Raw genomic sequence first — 15,195 nt, forward strand, 5'->3', positions numbered from 1 at the left:
GTGAGCGGCGGCGGATAGCCAGTCTTTGGCGATGCGTTCAACAGGCCTTTTTCATCCCCGTTCGTCCTCGGCCAGCAAAACCATGCGCATCATTGCGGCAATGCCAATCATCATAGAGGATCATGCAGATGCCAGACCGTTTCGCCAGCAATATCCCCTCTCTCACCAGCCCCGCCACCCATGGCTTTGCAGTCACGCCGAACGATACTCTTGATCTGTCCGAGGCGACGCGGGCGATCTATGTCGGTTCGGGCGGCGCGCTCGCGCTGCGTTTTCTGTCGGGCCAAACCATAATCTTTGTCGGGGTCGCCGCCGGCACTGTCCTTCCGGTACGTGCCGACCGCATCCTTGCAACGGGCACGACCGCCGGCAGCCTCGTGGGACTCGTCTGATGGTGTCGCTCGGTTTCCATTCCGGCATTGCCCTGACGGCAGCGGCCAATGCGTGGTTCACCAATCCGGCTTTTGCGGCGGCGGACATCAGCGATGGCGCGGCGAAATTGCCAGCCTTCATCGCCGATTTTCGGAAGGACCGTCATGCCTTGACGTCCGTTGCTTCGGCCAACATCGCGTCTGCCGCGGCGGATGCCTTGATCGTGCCGCAATCCGTCGCCTTTTCCGACATGTTTTCCTTCACGCGCGATTCCGTCGCGGAATACATCGACGCCGCCGGGGTGGCACAGCAAGCAGCACCGGATGTTCCGCGCTTCGACTACCGCAACGGTTATCGGCAATTGCTTCTCGAAGGTCCGGCAACCAACCTCTTTCTGAACGCGTTTGCCCCCGCAACGCAGACGATAGCCGTCGTCAACGGGACTCAGTACACGGTTTCGTGTAGGGGAGCCGGTTCGTTGACCCTTTCGGGCGCAGCAGTGGGTGCGGTGACGCAAAATACGCCGCTAACCTTTACCGCCTCGACCACGAGTCTGACGCTGGCAGCTTCAGGGGCACTCAGCCGCGCGCAGGTGGAGACGGGGGCTATTGCCAGTTCGTTCGTGCAGACCGGTGTCGTGGCCGCAACGCGGAGCGCCGACAGCTGCCGCCTCTCCTCCACCGGCGAGGCGCTGGTGCAGAAAAATGCCGTAACCCTGCAGGTCAGGGGCCAGGGCGTCTACGGCTCTCTCGGTCGCCTCGTGGGAGTCGGTGACGAAATCATCCGTTTGAATACCGCTCAAACAAGTATTATCACTGGGATTTCGCTGGCCCTCTCCAATGTAACAGTGCCTCTTCCCGCCTTTGGCGTCTGCATAGGATGGAGCAGCTCCGGACGGAGCGGCAGCTACAACGGCGCCGCGGTCAACTCGGAAGCAACAGTGCCGGCAACAGCAGGGCAGATTTATCTCGGGCGCAACCAGGCAGGTGTCTTTGCGGCTGGCCGTTATGACAGTCTGACGATCTGGCCTTTTCGCGCGGTCAATACGGCGATCCAGACAAAATCGGTGCCTTACGTATGACCGTGGTCTGAGAAGCTGACGAAAATGCGAGGCTTTAAAAGAAAATGTGAAAATTCTGTGAAACCTTTTGCCGCGTTGTGTCGTTCCTGTTTTTTGGAGGATTAAGTCAATTTTAGCAGGCCTCGTGCAAAGTCCTTGCTCTATGGCTATTGGTGGGAGGGGGCGGATGATAATCCTGACCGGATTTGCAATTGGGCTTTTATCTGCAGGCATGCGTTCGACTATCTGCTACGCTTTAGCCGGTTGCTTGATCGTTGCTGTCTTTACCTTGGCTGCGCTGTTCTCGTCAGGTGCAGTCTCGCTTCTTACGCTCGTTCTGGCGCTGCTTTCCTACAATGCGGGTATCGCCGCGACGCTTTTGACGGCGCTGATCCTTGCGCCGCGCCATCAGGTATAGGCGATCCGCGTTCCCATATATCTATTGCGAGAACCCGCCGTTCCTGTAGCCGGCGAGTTCTCGTTTGACGTTGTATGGGCTCAGACTGGCTCCCAACCATCCTTCTCGCTGGCACGGTAGATTGCGTCGATGAGTTTCTGGTTGTTCACCGAGCTTTCCAGCGTCACGACCTCTTCCTTTTCACCTTTGGCCGCGCGGGAGAAGGCTTCGGCCTCGAGCTTGTATTGGCGGGCATCCTGAAAGCGGAAGAGCTGCGACTGTGAATGATTCTGGTTGGTGAGTTCGAGTTCTTCCGCGCCGTAACGATCGGCGTTGAACGGCGACTTGACCTCGATGAAACCCTTGTCGCCATGGAACACCATGACCTGTCGGGCGGCGAGCTGGGTAGAGATATAGAAGCTCAGTTCGAAATCGCCGAAATCTGCCCGTACACTCGAATACATATCGGTGCCGAATTCCGGATCGCGGTCGGTGTTCGCCTGAACGCGGAGCGGTTCCTTGCCGGTGACGAAGCGTGTCGAAATCGTTGGATAGACGCCGATATCGGGCAGTCCACCGCCACCCAGCTCCGGCTTGTTGCGCATATTGCCGGCATCGCGGTTGAAATAGGTGAAAGCGCCCTGCACATGGCGCAGCTTGCCGATCGCGCCTTCGGCAAGCAGCGAGCGAACCTTCCGCCAGACCGGGCTGTAGGTGACCATATAGGCTTCGGAGACGAGCACTTTGTTGCGGTCGCGCGCCTCGATCAGGGCGGCGATTTCCGAGGCTTTCAAAGCGATCGGCTTTTCGCAGAGCACATGCTTTCCGGCATTGGCGGCCTTGATCGTCCATTCGACATGCTGCGAGGTCGGCAGCGGAATGTAGACGGCATCGATCAGATTGGAAGCCAGCATTTCCTCGTAGGAGCCGAAGGCATGCGGCACAGAGAAACGGTCCGCCATCTCGCGTGCCCTGCCGAGATCGCGGCTGGCAATCGCTGTGACGACGCAATTCTCTGCGTCCTGAATAGCCGGAACAACGAGTTCGCGGCCGATCTTGGCTGTCGATAGAATACCAAAGCGCAACATGATGTTTCCTCTCGTTTTCGGCGGCACAGTAACCGCGAGGTACGTGCCCATCAAGCCGTGCGCCTGGGAATAAAATTGCTGCGGGGCATGTAAAAGCGCTGTACCTCGCCTATGTCCCTGGAGCAGACTTCATACTTCCCGAGCGACTTATCCCTCAATAATCTGGAGCGATCCCATGCAAAAGCGAACCCTCGGCCGCACAGGCCTGTCGATCGCGCCGCTGGTTTTCGGCGGCAATGTCTTCGGCTGGACCGCGGATGAAAAGACCTCCTTCCAACTGCTCGACGCCTTCTTCGCTGCGGGCTTCAATGCCGTCGACACAGCGGATGTCTATTCCTCCTGGGTTCCAGGCAATAGCGGCGGCGAATCCGAGACGATCATCGGCAAATGGCTGAAGCATTCGGGCCGGGCCAGAGACGAGGCCGTCATCATCACCAAGGTCGGCTCCGAATTGGGACCGGGCAAGAAGGGCCTCTCGAAACAATGGATCCTGCAGGCGGTCGAGGATTCTCTTCGCCGGCTGCAGACCGACTATATCGACGTCTATCTCTCCCATTGGCCGGATGACAAAACGCCCTATGATGAGACGCTCGGCGCCTACGAAAAGCTTCTGCAGCAGGGCAAGGTCCGCCATGTCGGCGCATCAAACCTGAATGCCGGACAGTTGCGGGAAGCACTCGATGTTTCGGCGGCAAAGACCCTGCCGCGTTACGATGTGCTGCAGCCGGAATATAACCTCTATGACAGGGCCTCCTTCGATGGCCCCCTCAGAAACCTCTGCATCGCCGAGGAAATCGGCGTTATCAGCTATTTCGGACTGGCGCGCGGTTTCCTCTCGGGCAAATATCGCTCACACAAGGATCTCGAAGGCTCGGCGCGCGGCAGTGGCGTCGGCAAGTATCTTGACGGCCGCGGCATGCGTATACTCGGGGCACTTGACGAAGTCGCGGCCGATAGCGGCAATACGCAGGCGGAAATCGCACTGGCCTGGATCATGGCGCGCAAGGGCGTAACGGCACCGATCGCCAGCGCCACGAACCTGACGCAGCTTGAAAGCCTGGCGAAATCGGCCTCGATCACTCTTTCCGACAAAGCCTGCCAACTGCTAAACGAAGCCAGCGAATAGGTTTTTAGGGGAGGAAGAGGCATGACAGTTGAGATACGCGACGCCGCACCCGGCGATGAAGCGGACTGGCGCCGGCTTTGGGCTGCTTATATCACCTTCTACAGGGTGGCGGTCTCCCCGGAGGTGACGGCCACGACCTGGGCGCGGATTCTCGACCCTGCCACGCCGCTGTTCATGCGCGTCGCCGTTCTGGATGGTCATGTCATCGGCTTCGCCATCTGCCTCATTCATGAGGCGACCTGGGTCAAGGAGCCGGTCTGCTATCTGGAGGACCTGTTTCTCGACGAGGCCGCGCGCGGCAAGGGCATCGGCAAGGCGCTGCTCGACGATCTCGTCGAGAAAGCCAGGTCCCATGGTTGGGCACGCCTGTACTGGCACACCGACGAAGGCAACGACACGGCGCGCAAGCTCTATGACCAGTATACGGAGGCTGATGGTCATGTCCGCTACCGGATAAGCTTCTAACCCTTGAAAACCGGGAAACCCTCATAAAACGCCGCATGACTGCCCGATTGGTTGGCCATGCCGTCCTTTGTCAGCAGACCGGCCGGCGCGATGTAACTGCGGATGCGCCGCACCGGCCGCTCATGCCACTGGATGTTGACTGCCCAGAGTCTGGGGAAAAAGCAGAGCGAGGCATAGGGCAAATGGTCATGGATCCACCAGGCAAGCGACTGCCAGCCGAGCGTCGCGCGCCGGTCCCAGACCCACGGAATGACGATGCAGGCGGTGGCACCCATGCAGCCGTCCGCGTCCCGCATGTCCCAGATATGATCGGCGGCACTTGCGGCATTGGTGGAGCAATTGAGCTTGTTGCGGTTGCCGAAGTCGTTGACCGACCGGGAGCGATAGCCGGAGCGGATATGTAGCCGGCCAAATGTCCTTTGCAGCGGCTCCAGCAGTTCCTCGCAGAGTTTTGCTCCGGCGGCAATCGCCAGGTCCGGATCGTCGGGGATGTTTGGCATGCCGTAGAAATCGGCGATCTCGGAATGCAGGAAGTCGCGCAGGAAGAAATTCTCCGACAGGCGGACGCGGCCCAGGTCCTCCAGCGTTTTCATCGATCCCGGCTTTTTCATCTGACCTCCTCCCATGTTCCTGAAGACTATGCCGCCGATCGGTCACGTGCCACCCGTTTCCGTTCAGCCGGAATAGCGGAAGAAATCGATGAAGGCGCGCAGCGCCGGGCGCATCTGCCGGCGGCTGGCGTAGTACAGATAGGGGCCGGGATAGGGCGCGCACCAGTCCTCCAGCACCCTGATCAGCCGTCCCGTCTCGATATGCTCGATCACTCGCGCCTCGAAGGCATAGGTCAATCCCGCGCCGCCGATCGCAGCGGTGATGGTTGGCGGTCCTCGCCAAGGATCAGCGGCCCGTCGATCGGAATGGTCAGTTCCTGGCCGTCCTTCTCGAATTCCCAATTGTAGAGCGTACCGTTGGAAAACCGGCGGCGGATGCAGCGGTGACGGAGAAGATCGCGTGGATGCTGCGGGATCGGAAACTGCTCGAAATAGCCGGGCGAGGCGACGATGGCGCCGCGCATCGGTGGGCCGATCTTTACCGCGATCATGTCGGCCTCCAGGCTTTCCTCCAGCCGGACGCCCGCATCGAAGCCCTCGCGGACGATATCGGTGAAGCCATCCTCGTCGGCGATTTCCAACTTGATATCCGGGTACAGGCTGAGGAATTCACCAAGCCGGGGTGCAATCAGCAAGTCGGCTGCAAATCGCGGGGCGGTGAGGCGCAGATTGCCGGAAGGCTGGCCTTTTGCCTCGACAACGGCCGCAAGCGCCACCCCGATCTCGTCCAATGCCGGGCGAAGGCGCTCCAGCAACAGTATCCCTTCCTCGGTCGGCGCGACGCTGCGCGTCGTGCGGGCCAGCAGCCGCACGCCGAGGCTTTCCTCCAGCGTCGAGACGGCATGGCTGACCGCCGATGGGGCAATGCCGAGCTCCTTTGCGGCCGCGCGAAAACTGCGATGCGCGGCAACGGTGGAAAGAACGGCGAGTTGGGCGAGCTGATTCCTGTTCATTGGTCGAAAGAATAGAACAGCCCGTTGGGATTTGCAGCCATTATCAAACGGTCGGAGGTACATTAGTTTGAGGATGCATCGCAGACGCCTTTCGCAGTCTGCGTTTCCAATCCGGCTCACAAAGGAGCAACCACCATGAAAACCCGCAAACTCGGAAAAGACCTCACCGTCTCGGCCGTCGGCCTCGGCTGCATGGGCATGAGTTTCGCCTATGGCGCATCCGATGAACAGGAATCGATCCGCACCCTGCACCGCGCCGTCGATCTCGGCGTCACCTTCTTCGACACGGCGGAAGTCTATGGTCCCTACGAAAACGAAATCCTGCTGGGCAAGGCGCTCAAGGATGTCCGCGACAGGGTCACCATCGCCACCAAGTTCGGCTTCCGCATCGCCACCGGAAAATCCCCCAGCGAGACCATCACCGGCATCGATGGCCGTCCGGAAAATGCCAGGGCCGTCGCCGAAGCCTCGCTGAAACGCCTCGGCACCGATGTCATCGATCTCTATTATCAGCATCGCGTCGATCCTGCGGTGCCGATCGAGGAGACTGTTGGCGCGATGGCGGAGCTGGTGCACGAAGGCAAGGTGCGCACGCTTGGCCTGTCGGAGGCAAGTGCGACCACCATCCGTCGCGCCCATGCCGTCCATCCGATCGCTGCCGTCCAGAGCGAATATTCGCTGTGGAGCCGCGATCCGGAGGACGAGGTGCTTGAGACCTGCCGCGAACTCGGCATCGGCTTCGTGCCCTACAGCCCGCTTGGACGCGGCATGCTGACAGGAACTATCCAAAAGCTGGACGATCTCGGCGAAGACGACTTCCGCCGCAGCCTGCCGCGTTTCCAGGCGGACAATCTCGATGCCAATGCCGCGCTTGTCGAAACGCTGAAGTCGGTCGCCGCCGGCAAGGGCGTGACGGCGGCGCAGCTGGCGCTCGCCTGGGTGCTGCACCAGGGCGATTTCATCGTGCCGATCCCCGGCGCCCGCAAGCTTGCCCATCTGGAACAGAATGCCGCCGCGGCGGAGATCATCCTGTCCGCAGCGGAACTGACAACGCTCTCCGACACCCTGTCGCCGAACCATGTGGCCGGCAAACGCTACTCCGATGCGTCGCTGGCGCTGACGAACAGGTAAGCAGCCGTTGCCCGACGAAGAACGCGCTTCGCCCCATTCCATTGGGCGGAGCGCATACTGCCGGCAAACCGGCGACATTGCCCTGTCACAGCTTCGTCTTTGTTCCTGTTTGCCGCCGTGGTAGAATTGGGCGGCAAGCAAGGAGCCGCGGAAATGTCCGACGAACAGGCAATTGGCACAGTCGTTCACCTCTATGTCGACGGCATGGCGTTTTGCAACGAGGCGGCCCTGCGCAAGGCCTTCCATCCGGATGCGAAGATCATCGGCAATTATGAAGGCGCGGTCGAATGGATGTCGCGCGACGATTTCATCGCCGCCATTCTGGCCGAACCGCCCCTGTCGCCGGGAATACAGCCGCTGATGGACATCGAGATCACCGACATCGAAGGCGACGCCGCCTTCGTCAAGGTCACCGACGAATTCGCCGGCATGCGTTTCACCGACTACCTGTCCCTGCTGAAGATCGGCGGGCATTGGGTGATCGTCAACAAGCTGTATCATCTGCATCGGTAGGGTGTTTTCACCCAACTTCTGATGGGGAGGGTGGCTTTCTTCTTCTCCCGAGCGGGGAGAAGGTGCCCGAAGGGCGGATGAGGGGGCGGCTCGGCATCGATGGTCAGGTCCGTTCATCATTGTGTTTTGCCAATCTCAGTTTGCCCGGGTGTCCTGTTTTGGTGGCTTCGCCCCCCTCATCCGGCCCTTCGGGCCACCTTCTCCCCGCCGGGGAGAAGAGGGAGCGCGCGGCAGCCGCAAACACTTTCAGCCACGCCCGGAAAATCCGCCGTGGTTTTGCTCTTCGTTTACTTGGCCGGGGCGCTGGAAAGTGCCGATGACTAAGTAATGTATATGACGCCTTCCAGCGCCCCGTTCGATGGTCGTCGGCGGCAACTCCGGTTCCTCTGTGGCCGACATTCGCGTCAACCTTGCGTGCCGCACAGGCACATCCGCAGCCGCGTCAGCCTGCGGAGGGGAACCATTTTCTGCTCGCCCACCGGATGAAGGCCTACGTCCTTCCCGCACCCGGCACCGGTCCCGCCTCACTGCTACGCCTAGCAGTCTAGCCGATGACAGGACTGGGGTCAGGATGACACAGGTTTGCGGGGCGGGGAAAAACGGGGGTGGAATTTTGGCAGATAAACTTTGCAAAAGATGGCCGATCTTGTCCCGATAGAGCTCGAATGCGCGGCTATCTGCTTCCGGCGCACCGCGGCCACCCGCAGCGCAAGGGTCAAAGGCGCGTGGCCGCGGTGCCCTTGCCGGCACCACAACTCGGTGTGCATCGGAAGATCCGAAAGCACTATCGATTTTGTCCGTTTCACATCCTTTCGCTCATCTGACAATTGTCGGCAATCCGTAGCTCAAAGCGAATGAAGGACCTCACGCATTATGGAAATCAGAAATCAGAAAATTCTTATCGTTGGTGGGGGGTCGGGGATGGGGCTGGCACTGGCTAAATCCTGTCTTAGTGGCAATGCGACCGTGACGATCGTCGGACGCAGCATGGAAAAATTGAAGGATGCGAGCCGCGCCCTGGGAAACCCTGAAGCGCTCCGCGCCATTTCCGCCGATGTCACGCAGGAACACCAAGTGGCCGATCTCTTCGAAGAAATCGGCCACATCGACCATATCGTGAGCACCGCGGCCGATATCGATGGCGCCTACGAACTTTTGCCCGCGCTCGATCTGCAGGCAGCGGAAAGGGTAGTTGCAAGCAAATTTTACGGACCGCTTCTTTTGGCAAAATACGGAGCCCCCGTTCTTTCGGCTTGTGGGTCCATCACGTACACGTCCGGTATCGCGGCCTATCGGCCAGCTGCTCGCGGATCGGTGGTCGCCGCCGTTAATGCCGCTCTTGAAGGATTGGTCCGCGCACTTGCCGTAGAGTTGGCTCCGATTCGGGTGAATGCCGTTTCGCCCGGCTGGGTCGATACACCCATATGGAAGCTTGTCGCGGGAGACAGGAAAGAGGAAACGCTTCAAGCGATGGCAGAACGTCTACCGGTTGGTCGCGTGGGTCAACCCGGAGATATCGCGGACGCCATAAGATTTCTTATGGGCAACATGTTCACGACGGGAACGGTATTGCACGTCGAGGGTGGGCACCGCTTGATCTAAGGTTATCCAGCCCTTCACTTGCGGCTGCCAGCAAAAGCTTCAGCGCCGGTGGCTGCACCCGTCTTCGTCGCCAGATCATCACAAGCGAAGCAGCTTGCTTAGTCCCTGGCCAAGGCATTTCCCTGATCAAGCCCCTTTGGAGAGCGTCGGCGACCGCGAGACGCGGGACCAGCCCAATGCCCGCACCGGTCTCTACCATCCTTGCTATGGCCTCGATACTGCCAACTTCGGCGGCGAGCTTCGGTGATGGCATCCCAGCGTCAGCGAATGCCTGGTCGAATAGGGACCGGTAGACACAGCCGGCCTCCGTTGCCAAGAAACTGGCCGATGCAAGCTCTGCCACCGTCGAACTCAGCGATGCAAGCTGGCCATTGGCAGGGGTAATAAGAACCAACGGCTCTGCCGCGATCAATCGTTTGGCAAAGCTGTCACCCAGGACTCCTCTATCAAAACAAAACGCGGCATCTATAGCGCCAGTTTTGAGTTGCCGCATGAGATCGCCGCTGTCCCTGACCACCAGCCGGATTGCGATTGCCGGGTTTGCCTGACCGAAGGTCGTGAGCCAGCCTGGAAGTCTCGTGCAAGCGATGCTTTGTAACGCTCCGATGTTGAGCGTTTCGCCTTTTGAACCGGAAATGGATGCAATAGCGGCGCGAGCTTCTTCTGACAGCGAGAGAATTTCCTCCGAGTACGCGATCAGGGCCTGCCCCGCCGGTGTCAGTTCTAGGCCCGACCTAGACCTGACGAAGAGCTTTGCTGCCAGGTCGGCTTCAAGCGATTGAACCTGATCGCTGACTGCTGATTGCGATAGATGAAGTTCCTCGGCGGAACGGCTTATATTGCGGTTGCGCGCAACCGTCTGGAAGGTCTTGAGCAATCTAGGATGCATTGAAAGCGCCAACGTTGAGCCTAGTGCGCTATGAGCACAAATACCCATTATCACAACAGAGCCAGCGGGTTCAGTCTTTAACGTGGAGCGTTACAAAAAATGAAACGGCATAACCACTTTCGGCGCAAGCCGGGCTAGTTTCCCACCTTCATCGCGACAAAACGGCAGCTAGAGTATCGAGAGGGGGAAGCGCCGCCCCTCTCGATATCTACGTTCCTAACCCCGCAAAACCCCGCCCGTGTTCTTCGTCACGTTGGCGATGATCTTGCCGGTCAAAGCTTCGAAATCCTCGTCGGTCAGGGTGCGGTCGGCCGGCTGGATGACGACTTCGATGGCGATCGACTTCTTGCCTTCGCCGAGCGATGCGCCTTCGAAAATGTCGAAGACGTTGACGCCGGTGACCAGCTTGCGGTCGGCGCTGGAGGCGGCCTTCAGGATCGCGCCGGCTTCAACCGATTTGTCGACCACGAAGGCGAAGTCGCGCTTGACGGCCTGGAAGGGGGAAAGCTCCAGTGCCGGCTTGGTGCGGGTGGCCTTCTTCTTCGGCTCGGGCATGGCATCAACATAGACTTCGAAGCCTGCAAGGGCGCCGGAAACGTCGAGCGCTTCCAGCACCTTCGGATGGAATTCGCCGAAATGGCCAAGCACGATCTTCGGGCCGAGCTTGATCGTGCCGGAACGGCCGGGATGATACCAGGACGGGCCGCCCGCTTCGAACTGGACATTGCCCATCGGCACGCCACAGGCTTCCAGAACCGCAATGGCGTCGGCCTTGGCGTCGAACACGTCGACCGGCTTGCCGCCGCCCTTGGTTGCATTCGACCAGGAGCGGCCGGCGCCGGCAAGCGATGCGGTGCCGCGGCGGATACCGCCGGCAACGCGGCGCTGGCCGGATGGCGTATCGTTCTCATAGGTGCCGGAGACCTCGAAGATCGCCACGTCGCCAAAGCCCTTGTCGGCATTGCGCTGGGCGGCGGTCAAAAGACCGGGCAGCAGCGACGGCCGCATGTCGGACATGTCGGCGGCGATCGGGTTTGCCAGCGACAGCGAGGATGCGCCGCCGCCGAAAAGCTCGGCCTGCGCCTTGGAGATGAACGACCAGGTGACGGCTTCGAGCATGCCGCGCGCGGCCAGCGCCCGCTTGGCCAGCCGGGTGCGGATCTGCAGGGTCGTCAGGATCTTGCCGTTGACGGCGCCGAGATGTTCGATCGGCTCCGGCTTGATATTGTCGACGCCGTGGATGCGCATGACCTCTTCGACCAGGTCCGCCTTGCCATCGACGTCGGGACGCCAGGAGGGAACGGAGACCGAGACGCGTTCGCCGGCGCCTTCGACGCCGAAGCCGAGGCCCTTGAGGATCGACACGGCTTCTTCCGAGCCGACTTCCAGTCCCGTCAGACGCTTGACCTCGGAAACCGGGAAATCGACGACCTTTGCCGTATAGCCGGCATAACCGACCACATCGGTCTTCGCCGCCGCGCCGCCGCAGATATCGACGATCAGCTGCGTGGCGCGCTCGAGGCCCGGGATCATGTATTCCGGATCGACGCCGCGCTCGAAGCGGTAGCGCGCATCGGTGATGATCCCCAGTGTGCGGCCGCTCTTGGCGATGTTCATCGGGTCCCAGAGGGCGGATTCGATCAGCACGTCGACGGTGTTCTCGTCGCAGCCGGAATGCTCGCCGCCCATGATGCCGCCGATCGATTCGATGCCATTGTCGTCGGAGATCACCACATTGGCCGGCGACAGCGTGTATTCGCGCGTGTCGAGCGCCAGAACCTTTTCGCCTTCCGTGGCGCGACGGACGGTCAGATTGCCCGTGACCTTGGCGGCGTCGAAGACGTGCAGCGGCCGGCCCTGGTCGAAGGTCATGTAGTTGGTGACATCGACCAGCGCGTTGATCGGCCGCAAGCCGATGGCCAGCAGCCGCTGCTGCATCCATTTCGGGCTCGGGCCATTCCTGACGCCGCGCACCAGGCGCAGCGCGAAACCGGGGCAGAGATGGCTGTCCTCGCCGAGGTCGAGCTTGACCTTGGTCGTCGTCTCGCCTTCGACCTTGAAGGTCGGCTGCGGCTGCGGCTTCAGCGTGCCCATGCCGGAGGCGGCCAGATCGCGGGCAATGCCGTAGATCGAGGTGCAGTCCGGACGGTTCGGCGTCAGGTTGATCTCGATCATCGGATCATCGAGCCCGGCATAGGCGGCAAAGCTGGTGCCGACCGGCGCGTCGTCCGGCAGATCGATGATGCCGTCATGGCTGTCCGACATCTGCAGCTCTTTTTCCGAGCACATCATGCCATGGCTCTCGACGCCACGGATGGTGCCGATGGCAAGCGTCACGTCGAGACCCGGCACATAGGCGCCGGGAGCGGCGAAGGCGCCGACCAGGCCGGCGCGCGCATTCGGGGCGCCGCAGACGACCTGGATCGGTGCGCCGGTACCGGTATCGACCATCAGCACCTTCAGCTTGTCGGCCTGCGGGTGTTTTTCCGCCGAGACGACCTTGGCGATGACGAAGGGTTTGAACGCGGCCTTGTCGTCGACATCCTCGACCTCCAGCCCGATCGCCGTCAGGCGCGCGCAGATCTGTTCAAGGGTGGCATCCGTTTCCAGATGGTCTTTCAGCCAGGAGAGTGTGAATTTCATTGTTCACCTATGTTCTAAATTTGGCGTTCCAGCACTTCAACAAGGCGGAAGCGCTCGCAGACGAGTTCCATATCGGGGGAGAAGCCGCCATTGCGGCGGAAATAGTGCTCATGCCCTTCGCGCCAATCGCCCAGCGTCCGAAAACCCTCGCCTTCCGCGAGGGCGAAGGCCTCGTCCACCTCTTCGAATCTGCGGACGGTGACCTCCATTGTTTCGATAACGGCGGCCGGCCGGCCGGCGCCGTCAAGCACAACATCGCGGCGGCCGACGACTGGCAAGGTTTCCTTACCCTCGCCGTAGTCGTTGACGCGCCCGCAGGTCGCCGTCTTCCTGCCGTCAAGGACCAGCGCCAGCAGGTCGTCCGCCATCGTTGGCGAATCGCCAAAGGAGAATGTCACCGCTCCTTTCAGCCGGTCCGGAAGCTCGCTCATGCGGAAAGCCCGCCAAACAGCGTCGGCATGTCGAGTGGGCGGAAACCGTAATGGCTCATCCAGCGCACGTCGGCGTCGAAGAAGTTTCTGAGGTCCGGCATGCCGTATTTCAGCATGGCGATGCGGTCGAGCCCCATGCCCCAGGCAAAGCCCTGGTAGACGTCGGGATCGAGGCCGCCGGCGCGCAGCACGTTCGGGTGGACCATGCCGCAGCCGAGGATTTCCATCCAGTCGGTGCCTTCGCCGAACTTGACGATCGGGCCGGAGGAGCGGTCGCACTGGATATCGACCTCGAAGGACGGCTCGGTGAACGGGAAGAACGACGGGCGGAAGCGCATCGTCACGTCGTCGACCTCGAAGAAGGTCTTGCAGAACTCCTCGAGGATCCAGCGCATGTTGGCGACGTTCGACTTGGTGTCGACGACGAGGCCCTCGACCTGATGGAACATCGGCGAATGGGTGGCGTCCGAGTCCTGCCGGTAGGTCTTGCCGGGGATGATGATGCGGATCGGCGGCTTTTGCGCTTCCATCGTGCGGATCTGCACCGGCGAGGTGTGCGTGCGCAGAACCTTGCGCTCGCCGTTTGCGTCCGGATTGAAGAAGAACGTGTCGTGCATCTCGCGGGCCGGGTGGCCTTCGGGGAAATTCAGCGCGGTGAAATTGTAATAGTCGGTCTCGATATCCGGACCTTCGGCGATCGAGAAGCCCATGTCGGCGAAGATCGCGGTGATCTCGTCGATGATCTGGCTGATCGGATGAATGCGGCCGCGTTCAGTCGGGGAAGAACGCACCGGCAGACTGATATCGACGGTCTCGCGGGCGAGACGCTCGGCGATCGCCGCGTCCTTGAGGTCAGACTTGCGGGCAGCGATCGCTGCAAAGACATCATTCTTCAACGCATTGATGGCGGCACCGCGCGTCTGGCGCTCCTCCGGCGTCATGGTGCCGAGCGTCTTCAGCAGCTCGGAGATCGAGCCCTTCTTGCCCAGCGCATTGACACGCACGGCTTCGATCGCCGCTTCGTCGCCGGCACTGGTAACCTCGGCCAGCAAGTTCTCTTTCAGTGCTTCCAGATCGGACATCGTTTATTTCCCGGTTTCATCCCGTGATCGGTCAAAGAAAAACCCGCGCCAGCCGAGCCAGCGCGGGTTTCCCAACTAATATTGAAAAGGCTTGGGAAGCGCTGGTCTTAACGAACCGCGCTTTCAAACTCATTGGTGGTGCCGGCGTCCTTGAGGTAGGACAGGGCCTTCTTGGCAGCAGCGACGAGCGCGCCGAATGCTTCCGGCTCATGGATCGCCATGTCGGAGAGAACCTTGCGGTCGACTTCGATGCCAGCCTTCGACAGACCGTCGATGAAACGGCCATAGGTCAGGCCCTGCTCGCGGACGGCAGCGTTGATGCGCTGGATCCAGAGAGCGCGGAAGTTGCGCTTGTTGACCTTGCGGTCGCGATAGGCAAAAGCCTTCGAGCGATCCACGGCAGCCTTGGCGGCGCGGATGGTATTCTTGCGGCGGCCGTAGAAGCCCTTGGCTGCCTTGAGTGTCTTCTTGTGCTTGGCGTGGGAAGTTACGCCGCGTTTTACACGTGCCATGTCATGATCTCCTTAAAAAATCCAAAAGTGCCAGACGTCTTAAAGACCGTTGGGCAGGTAGTTCTTGATGACCTTCTTGCCATCAGGCTCTGCAAGCACCATCGTGCCACGTGCATCGCGAATGAACTTGTTGGACCGCTTGATCATGCCATGGCGCTTGCCTGCGGCAGCTGCCATCACCTTGCCGGTCGCGGTGATCTTGAACCGCTTCTTGGCCGAGGATTTCGTCTTCATCTTGGGCATTTTGCTACTCCATTTTTCTTGATTTCGAGATCGACTGACGAGGTCGTCTCCAGCGTAAAGAACGGCCACGGCATGCC

The 15,195-nt window shown here is 60.6% G+C and carries 16 protein-coding genes and 1 pseudogene; 8 read left to right on the forward strand and 9 right to left on the reverse strand.

Going from position 1 to position 15,195, the window contains the following annotated elements; translation table 11 throughout:
- The first annotated feature begins 128 nt into the window (after positions 1-128).
- The 3 genes from J2Z75_RS05785 (at position 129) to J2Z75_RS05795 (ending at position 1,850) form a co-directional block, all read left to right on the forward strand.
- Positions 129-392, forward strand: a complete 264-nt coding sequence (locus J2Z75_RS05785) for a spike base protein, RCAP_Rcc01079 family (RefSeq protein WP_209849091.1) — start codon at positions 129-131, stop codon at positions 390-392.
- A complete protein-coding gene (locus tag J2Z75_RS05790) occupies positions 392-1,453 on the forward strand; it encodes a hypothetical protein (protein WP_209849094.1) in 1,062 nt (353 codons plus the stop codon). The genes J2Z75_RS05785 and J2Z75_RS05790 overlap by 1 nt, the downstream gene beginning before the upstream one ends.
- Before the next feature lie 166 nt (positions 1,454-1,619).
- Complete coding sequence (locus J2Z75_RS05795; RefSeq protein ID WP_209849097.1) at positions 1,620-1,850, forward strand: hypothetical protein; 231 nt, start codon at positions 1,620-1,622, stop codon at positions 1,848-1,850.
- 80 nt (positions 1,851-1,930) lie between these two features.
- Here the strand turns inward: J2Z75_RS05795 and J2Z75_RS05800 are convergent, their stop codons facing one another.
- Positions 1,931-2,917: a Gfo/Idh/MocA family protein gene (locus tag J2Z75_RS05800; protein ID WP_209849099.1), complete on the reverse strand. Its 987-nt coding sequence runs from the start codon at positions 2,915-2,917 to the stop codon at positions 1,931-1,933.
- A 175-nt stretch (positions 2,918-3,092) separates the two neighbouring features.
- Between J2Z75_RS05800 and J2Z75_RS05805 the strand changes: the two genes are divergently transcribed.
- The gene (locus tag J2Z75_RS05805; protein WP_209849101.1) at positions 3,093-4,043 is read left to right on the forward strand and encodes an aldo/keto reductase; all 951 of its coding nucleotides are present in this window, start codon (positions 3,093-3,095) and stop codon (positions 4,041-4,043) included.
- A gap of 21 nt (positions 4,044-4,064) precedes the next feature.
- Positions 4,065-4,508: a GNAT family N-acetyltransferase gene (locus tag J2Z75_RS05810; RefSeq protein ID WP_209849102.1), complete on the forward strand. Its 444-nt coding sequence runs from the start codon at positions 4,065-4,067 to the stop codon at positions 4,506-4,508.
- Here the strand turns inward: J2Z75_RS05810 and J2Z75_RS05815 are convergent.
- Both J2Z75_RS05815 and J2Z75_RS05820 read right to left on the reverse strand, forming a co-directional pair.
- Entirely contained in the window at positions 4,505-5,119 is a 615-nt protein-coding gene (locus tag J2Z75_RS05815; RefSeq protein WP_209849103.1) for a hypothetical protein, read from the reverse strand. The two genes, J2Z75_RS05810 and J2Z75_RS05815, sit on opposite strands and share 4 nt — an antisense overlap.
- Positions 5,120-5,182: 63 nt before the next feature.
- Positions 5,183-6,072, reverse strand: a pseudogene (locus J2Z75_RS05820) (LysR family transcriptional regulator).
- A gap of 135 nt (positions 6,073-6,207) precedes the next feature.
- On the opposite strand from J2Z75_RS05820, the gene J2Z75_RS05825 reads away from it, so the two are divergent.
- From J2Z75_RS05825 to J2Z75_RS05835, 3 genes are all read left to right on the forward strand, one after another.
- Positions 6,208-7,203 (forward strand): aldo/keto reductase, encoded by a 996-nt coding sequence (locus tag J2Z75_RS05825; RefSeq protein ID WP_209849104.1) that lies wholly within the window; start codon positions 6,208-6,210, stop codon positions 7,201-7,203.
- Between the two features lie 153 nt (positions 7,204-7,356).
- Entirely contained in the window at positions 7,357-7,716 is a 360-nt protein-coding gene (locus J2Z75_RS05830; protein WP_209849106.1) for a nuclear transport factor 2 family protein, read from the forward strand.
- 873 nt (positions 7,717-8,589) lie between these two features.
- Positions 8,590-9,318, forward strand: coding sequence for an SDR family oxidoreductase (locus tag J2Z75_RS05835; RefSeq protein ID WP_209849108.1), 729 nt, complete (start codon positions 8,590-8,592; stop codon positions 9,316-9,318).
- Here the strand turns inward: J2Z75_RS05835 and J2Z75_RS05840 are convergent.
- From J2Z75_RS05840 to rpmI, 6 genes are all read right to left on the reverse strand, one after another.
- Positions 9,269-10,195 carry a LysR family transcriptional regulator gene (locus tag J2Z75_RS05840; RefSeq protein WP_234937195.1) on the reverse strand — a complete coding sequence of 309 codons (927 nt, stop codon included), beginning with the start codon at positions 10,193-10,195 and terminating at the stop codon, positions 9,269-9,271. The genes J2Z75_RS05835 and J2Z75_RS05840 overlap by 50 nt on opposite strands.
- 228 nt (positions 10,196-10,423) lie before the next feature.
- Positions 10,424-12,850, reverse strand: coding sequence for a phenylalanine--tRNA ligase subunit beta (gene pheT / locus J2Z75_RS05845; RefSeq protein WP_209849114.1), 2,427 nt, complete (start codon positions 12,848-12,850; stop codon positions 10,424-10,426).
- A 14-nt stretch (positions 12,851-12,864) separates the two neighbouring features.
- A complete protein-coding gene (locus J2Z75_RS05850; protein WP_209849117.1) occupies positions 12,865-13,281 on the reverse strand; it encodes an ASCH domain-containing protein in 417 nt (138 codons plus the stop codon).
- Positions 13,278-14,363 (reverse strand): phenylalanine--tRNA ligase subunit alpha, encoded by a 1,086-nt coding sequence (pheS, locus tag J2Z75_RS05855; RefSeq protein WP_209849120.1) that lies wholly within the window; start codon positions 14,361-14,363, stop codon positions 13,278-13,280. The genes J2Z75_RS05850 and pheS overlap by 4 nt, the downstream gene beginning before the upstream one ends.
- Before the next feature lie 107 nt (positions 14,364-14,470).
- Entirely contained in the window at positions 14,471-14,875 is a 405-nt protein-coding gene (gene rplT / locus J2Z75_RS05860; protein WP_209849123.1) for a 50S ribosomal protein L20, read from the reverse strand.
- 39 nt (positions 14,876-14,914) lie between these two features.
- Complete coding sequence (gene rpmI, locus J2Z75_RS05865) at positions 14,915-15,118, reverse strand: 50S ribosomal protein L35 (protein ID WP_018323613.1); 204 nt, start codon at positions 15,116-15,118, stop codon at positions 14,915-14,917.
- Positions 15,119-15,195: the final 77 nt, after the last annotated feature.

It is taken from the genome of Rhizobium herbae (assembly GCF_017873135.1).
Taxonomy (GTDB): Bacteria; Pseudomonadota; Alphaproteobacteria; order Rhizobiales; family Rhizobiaceae; genus Pararhizobium; species Pararhizobium herbae.

Bases quoted from the DNA above. Each gene is read 5' to 3' on its own strand.
- J2Z75_RS05785 (WP_209849091.1), top strand. From the start codon at position 129: ATGCCAGACCGTTTCGCCAGCAATATCCCCTCTCTCACCAGCCCCGCC.
- J2Z75_RS05790 (WP_209849094.1), top strand. From the start codon at position 392: ATGGTGTCGCTCGGTTTCCATTCCGGCATTGCCCTGACGGCAGCGGCC.
- J2Z75_RS05795 (WP_209849097.1), top strand. From the start codon at position 1,620: ATGATAATCCTGACCGGATTTGCAATTGGGCTTTTATCTGCAGGCATG.
- J2Z75_RS05800 (WP_209849099.1), bottom strand. From the start codon at position 2,917: ATGTTGCGCTTTGGTATTCTATCGACAGCCAAGATCGGCCGCGAACTC.
- J2Z75_RS05805 (WP_209849101.1), top strand. From the start codon at position 3,093: ATGCAAAAGCGAACCCTCGGCCGCACAGGCCTGTCGATCGCGCCGCTG.
- J2Z75_RS05810 (WP_209849102.1), top strand. From the start codon at position 4,065: ATGACAGTTGAGATACGCGACGCCGCACCCGGCGATGAAGCGGACTGG.
- J2Z75_RS05815 (WP_209849103.1), bottom strand. From the start codon at position 5,119: ATGAAAAAGCCGGGATCGATGAAAACGCTGGAGGACCTGGGCCGCGTC.
- J2Z75_RS05825 (WP_209849104.1), top strand. From the start codon at position 6,208: ATGAAAACCCGCAAACTCGGAAAAGACCTCACCGTCTCGGCCGTCGGC.
- J2Z75_RS05830 (WP_209849106.1), top strand. From the start codon at position 7,357: ATGTCCGACGAACAGGCAATTGGCACAGTCGTTCACCTCTATGTCGAC.
- J2Z75_RS05835 (WP_209849108.1), top strand. From the start codon at position 8,590: ATGGAAATCAGAAATCAGAAAATTCTTATCGTTGGTGGGGGGTCGGGG.
- pheT (WP_209849114.1), bottom strand. From the start codon at position 12,850: ATGAAATTCACACTCTCCTGGCTGAAAGACCATCTGGAAACGGATGCC.
- J2Z75_RS05850 (WP_209849117.1), bottom strand. From the start codon at position 13,281: ATGAGCGAGCTTCCGGACCGGCTGAAAGGAGCGGTGACATTCTCCTTT.
- pheS (WP_209849120.1), bottom strand. From the start codon at position 14,363: ATGTCCGATCTGGAAGCACTGAAAGAGAACTTGCTGGCCGAGGTTACC.
- rplT (WP_209849123.1), bottom strand. From the start codon at position 14,875: ATGGCACGTGTAAAACGCGGCGTAACTTCCCACGCCAAGCACAAGAAG.
- rpmI (WP_018323613.1), bottom strand. From the start codon at position 15,118: ATGCCCAAGATGAAGACGAAATCCTCGGCCAAGAAGCGGTTCAAGATC.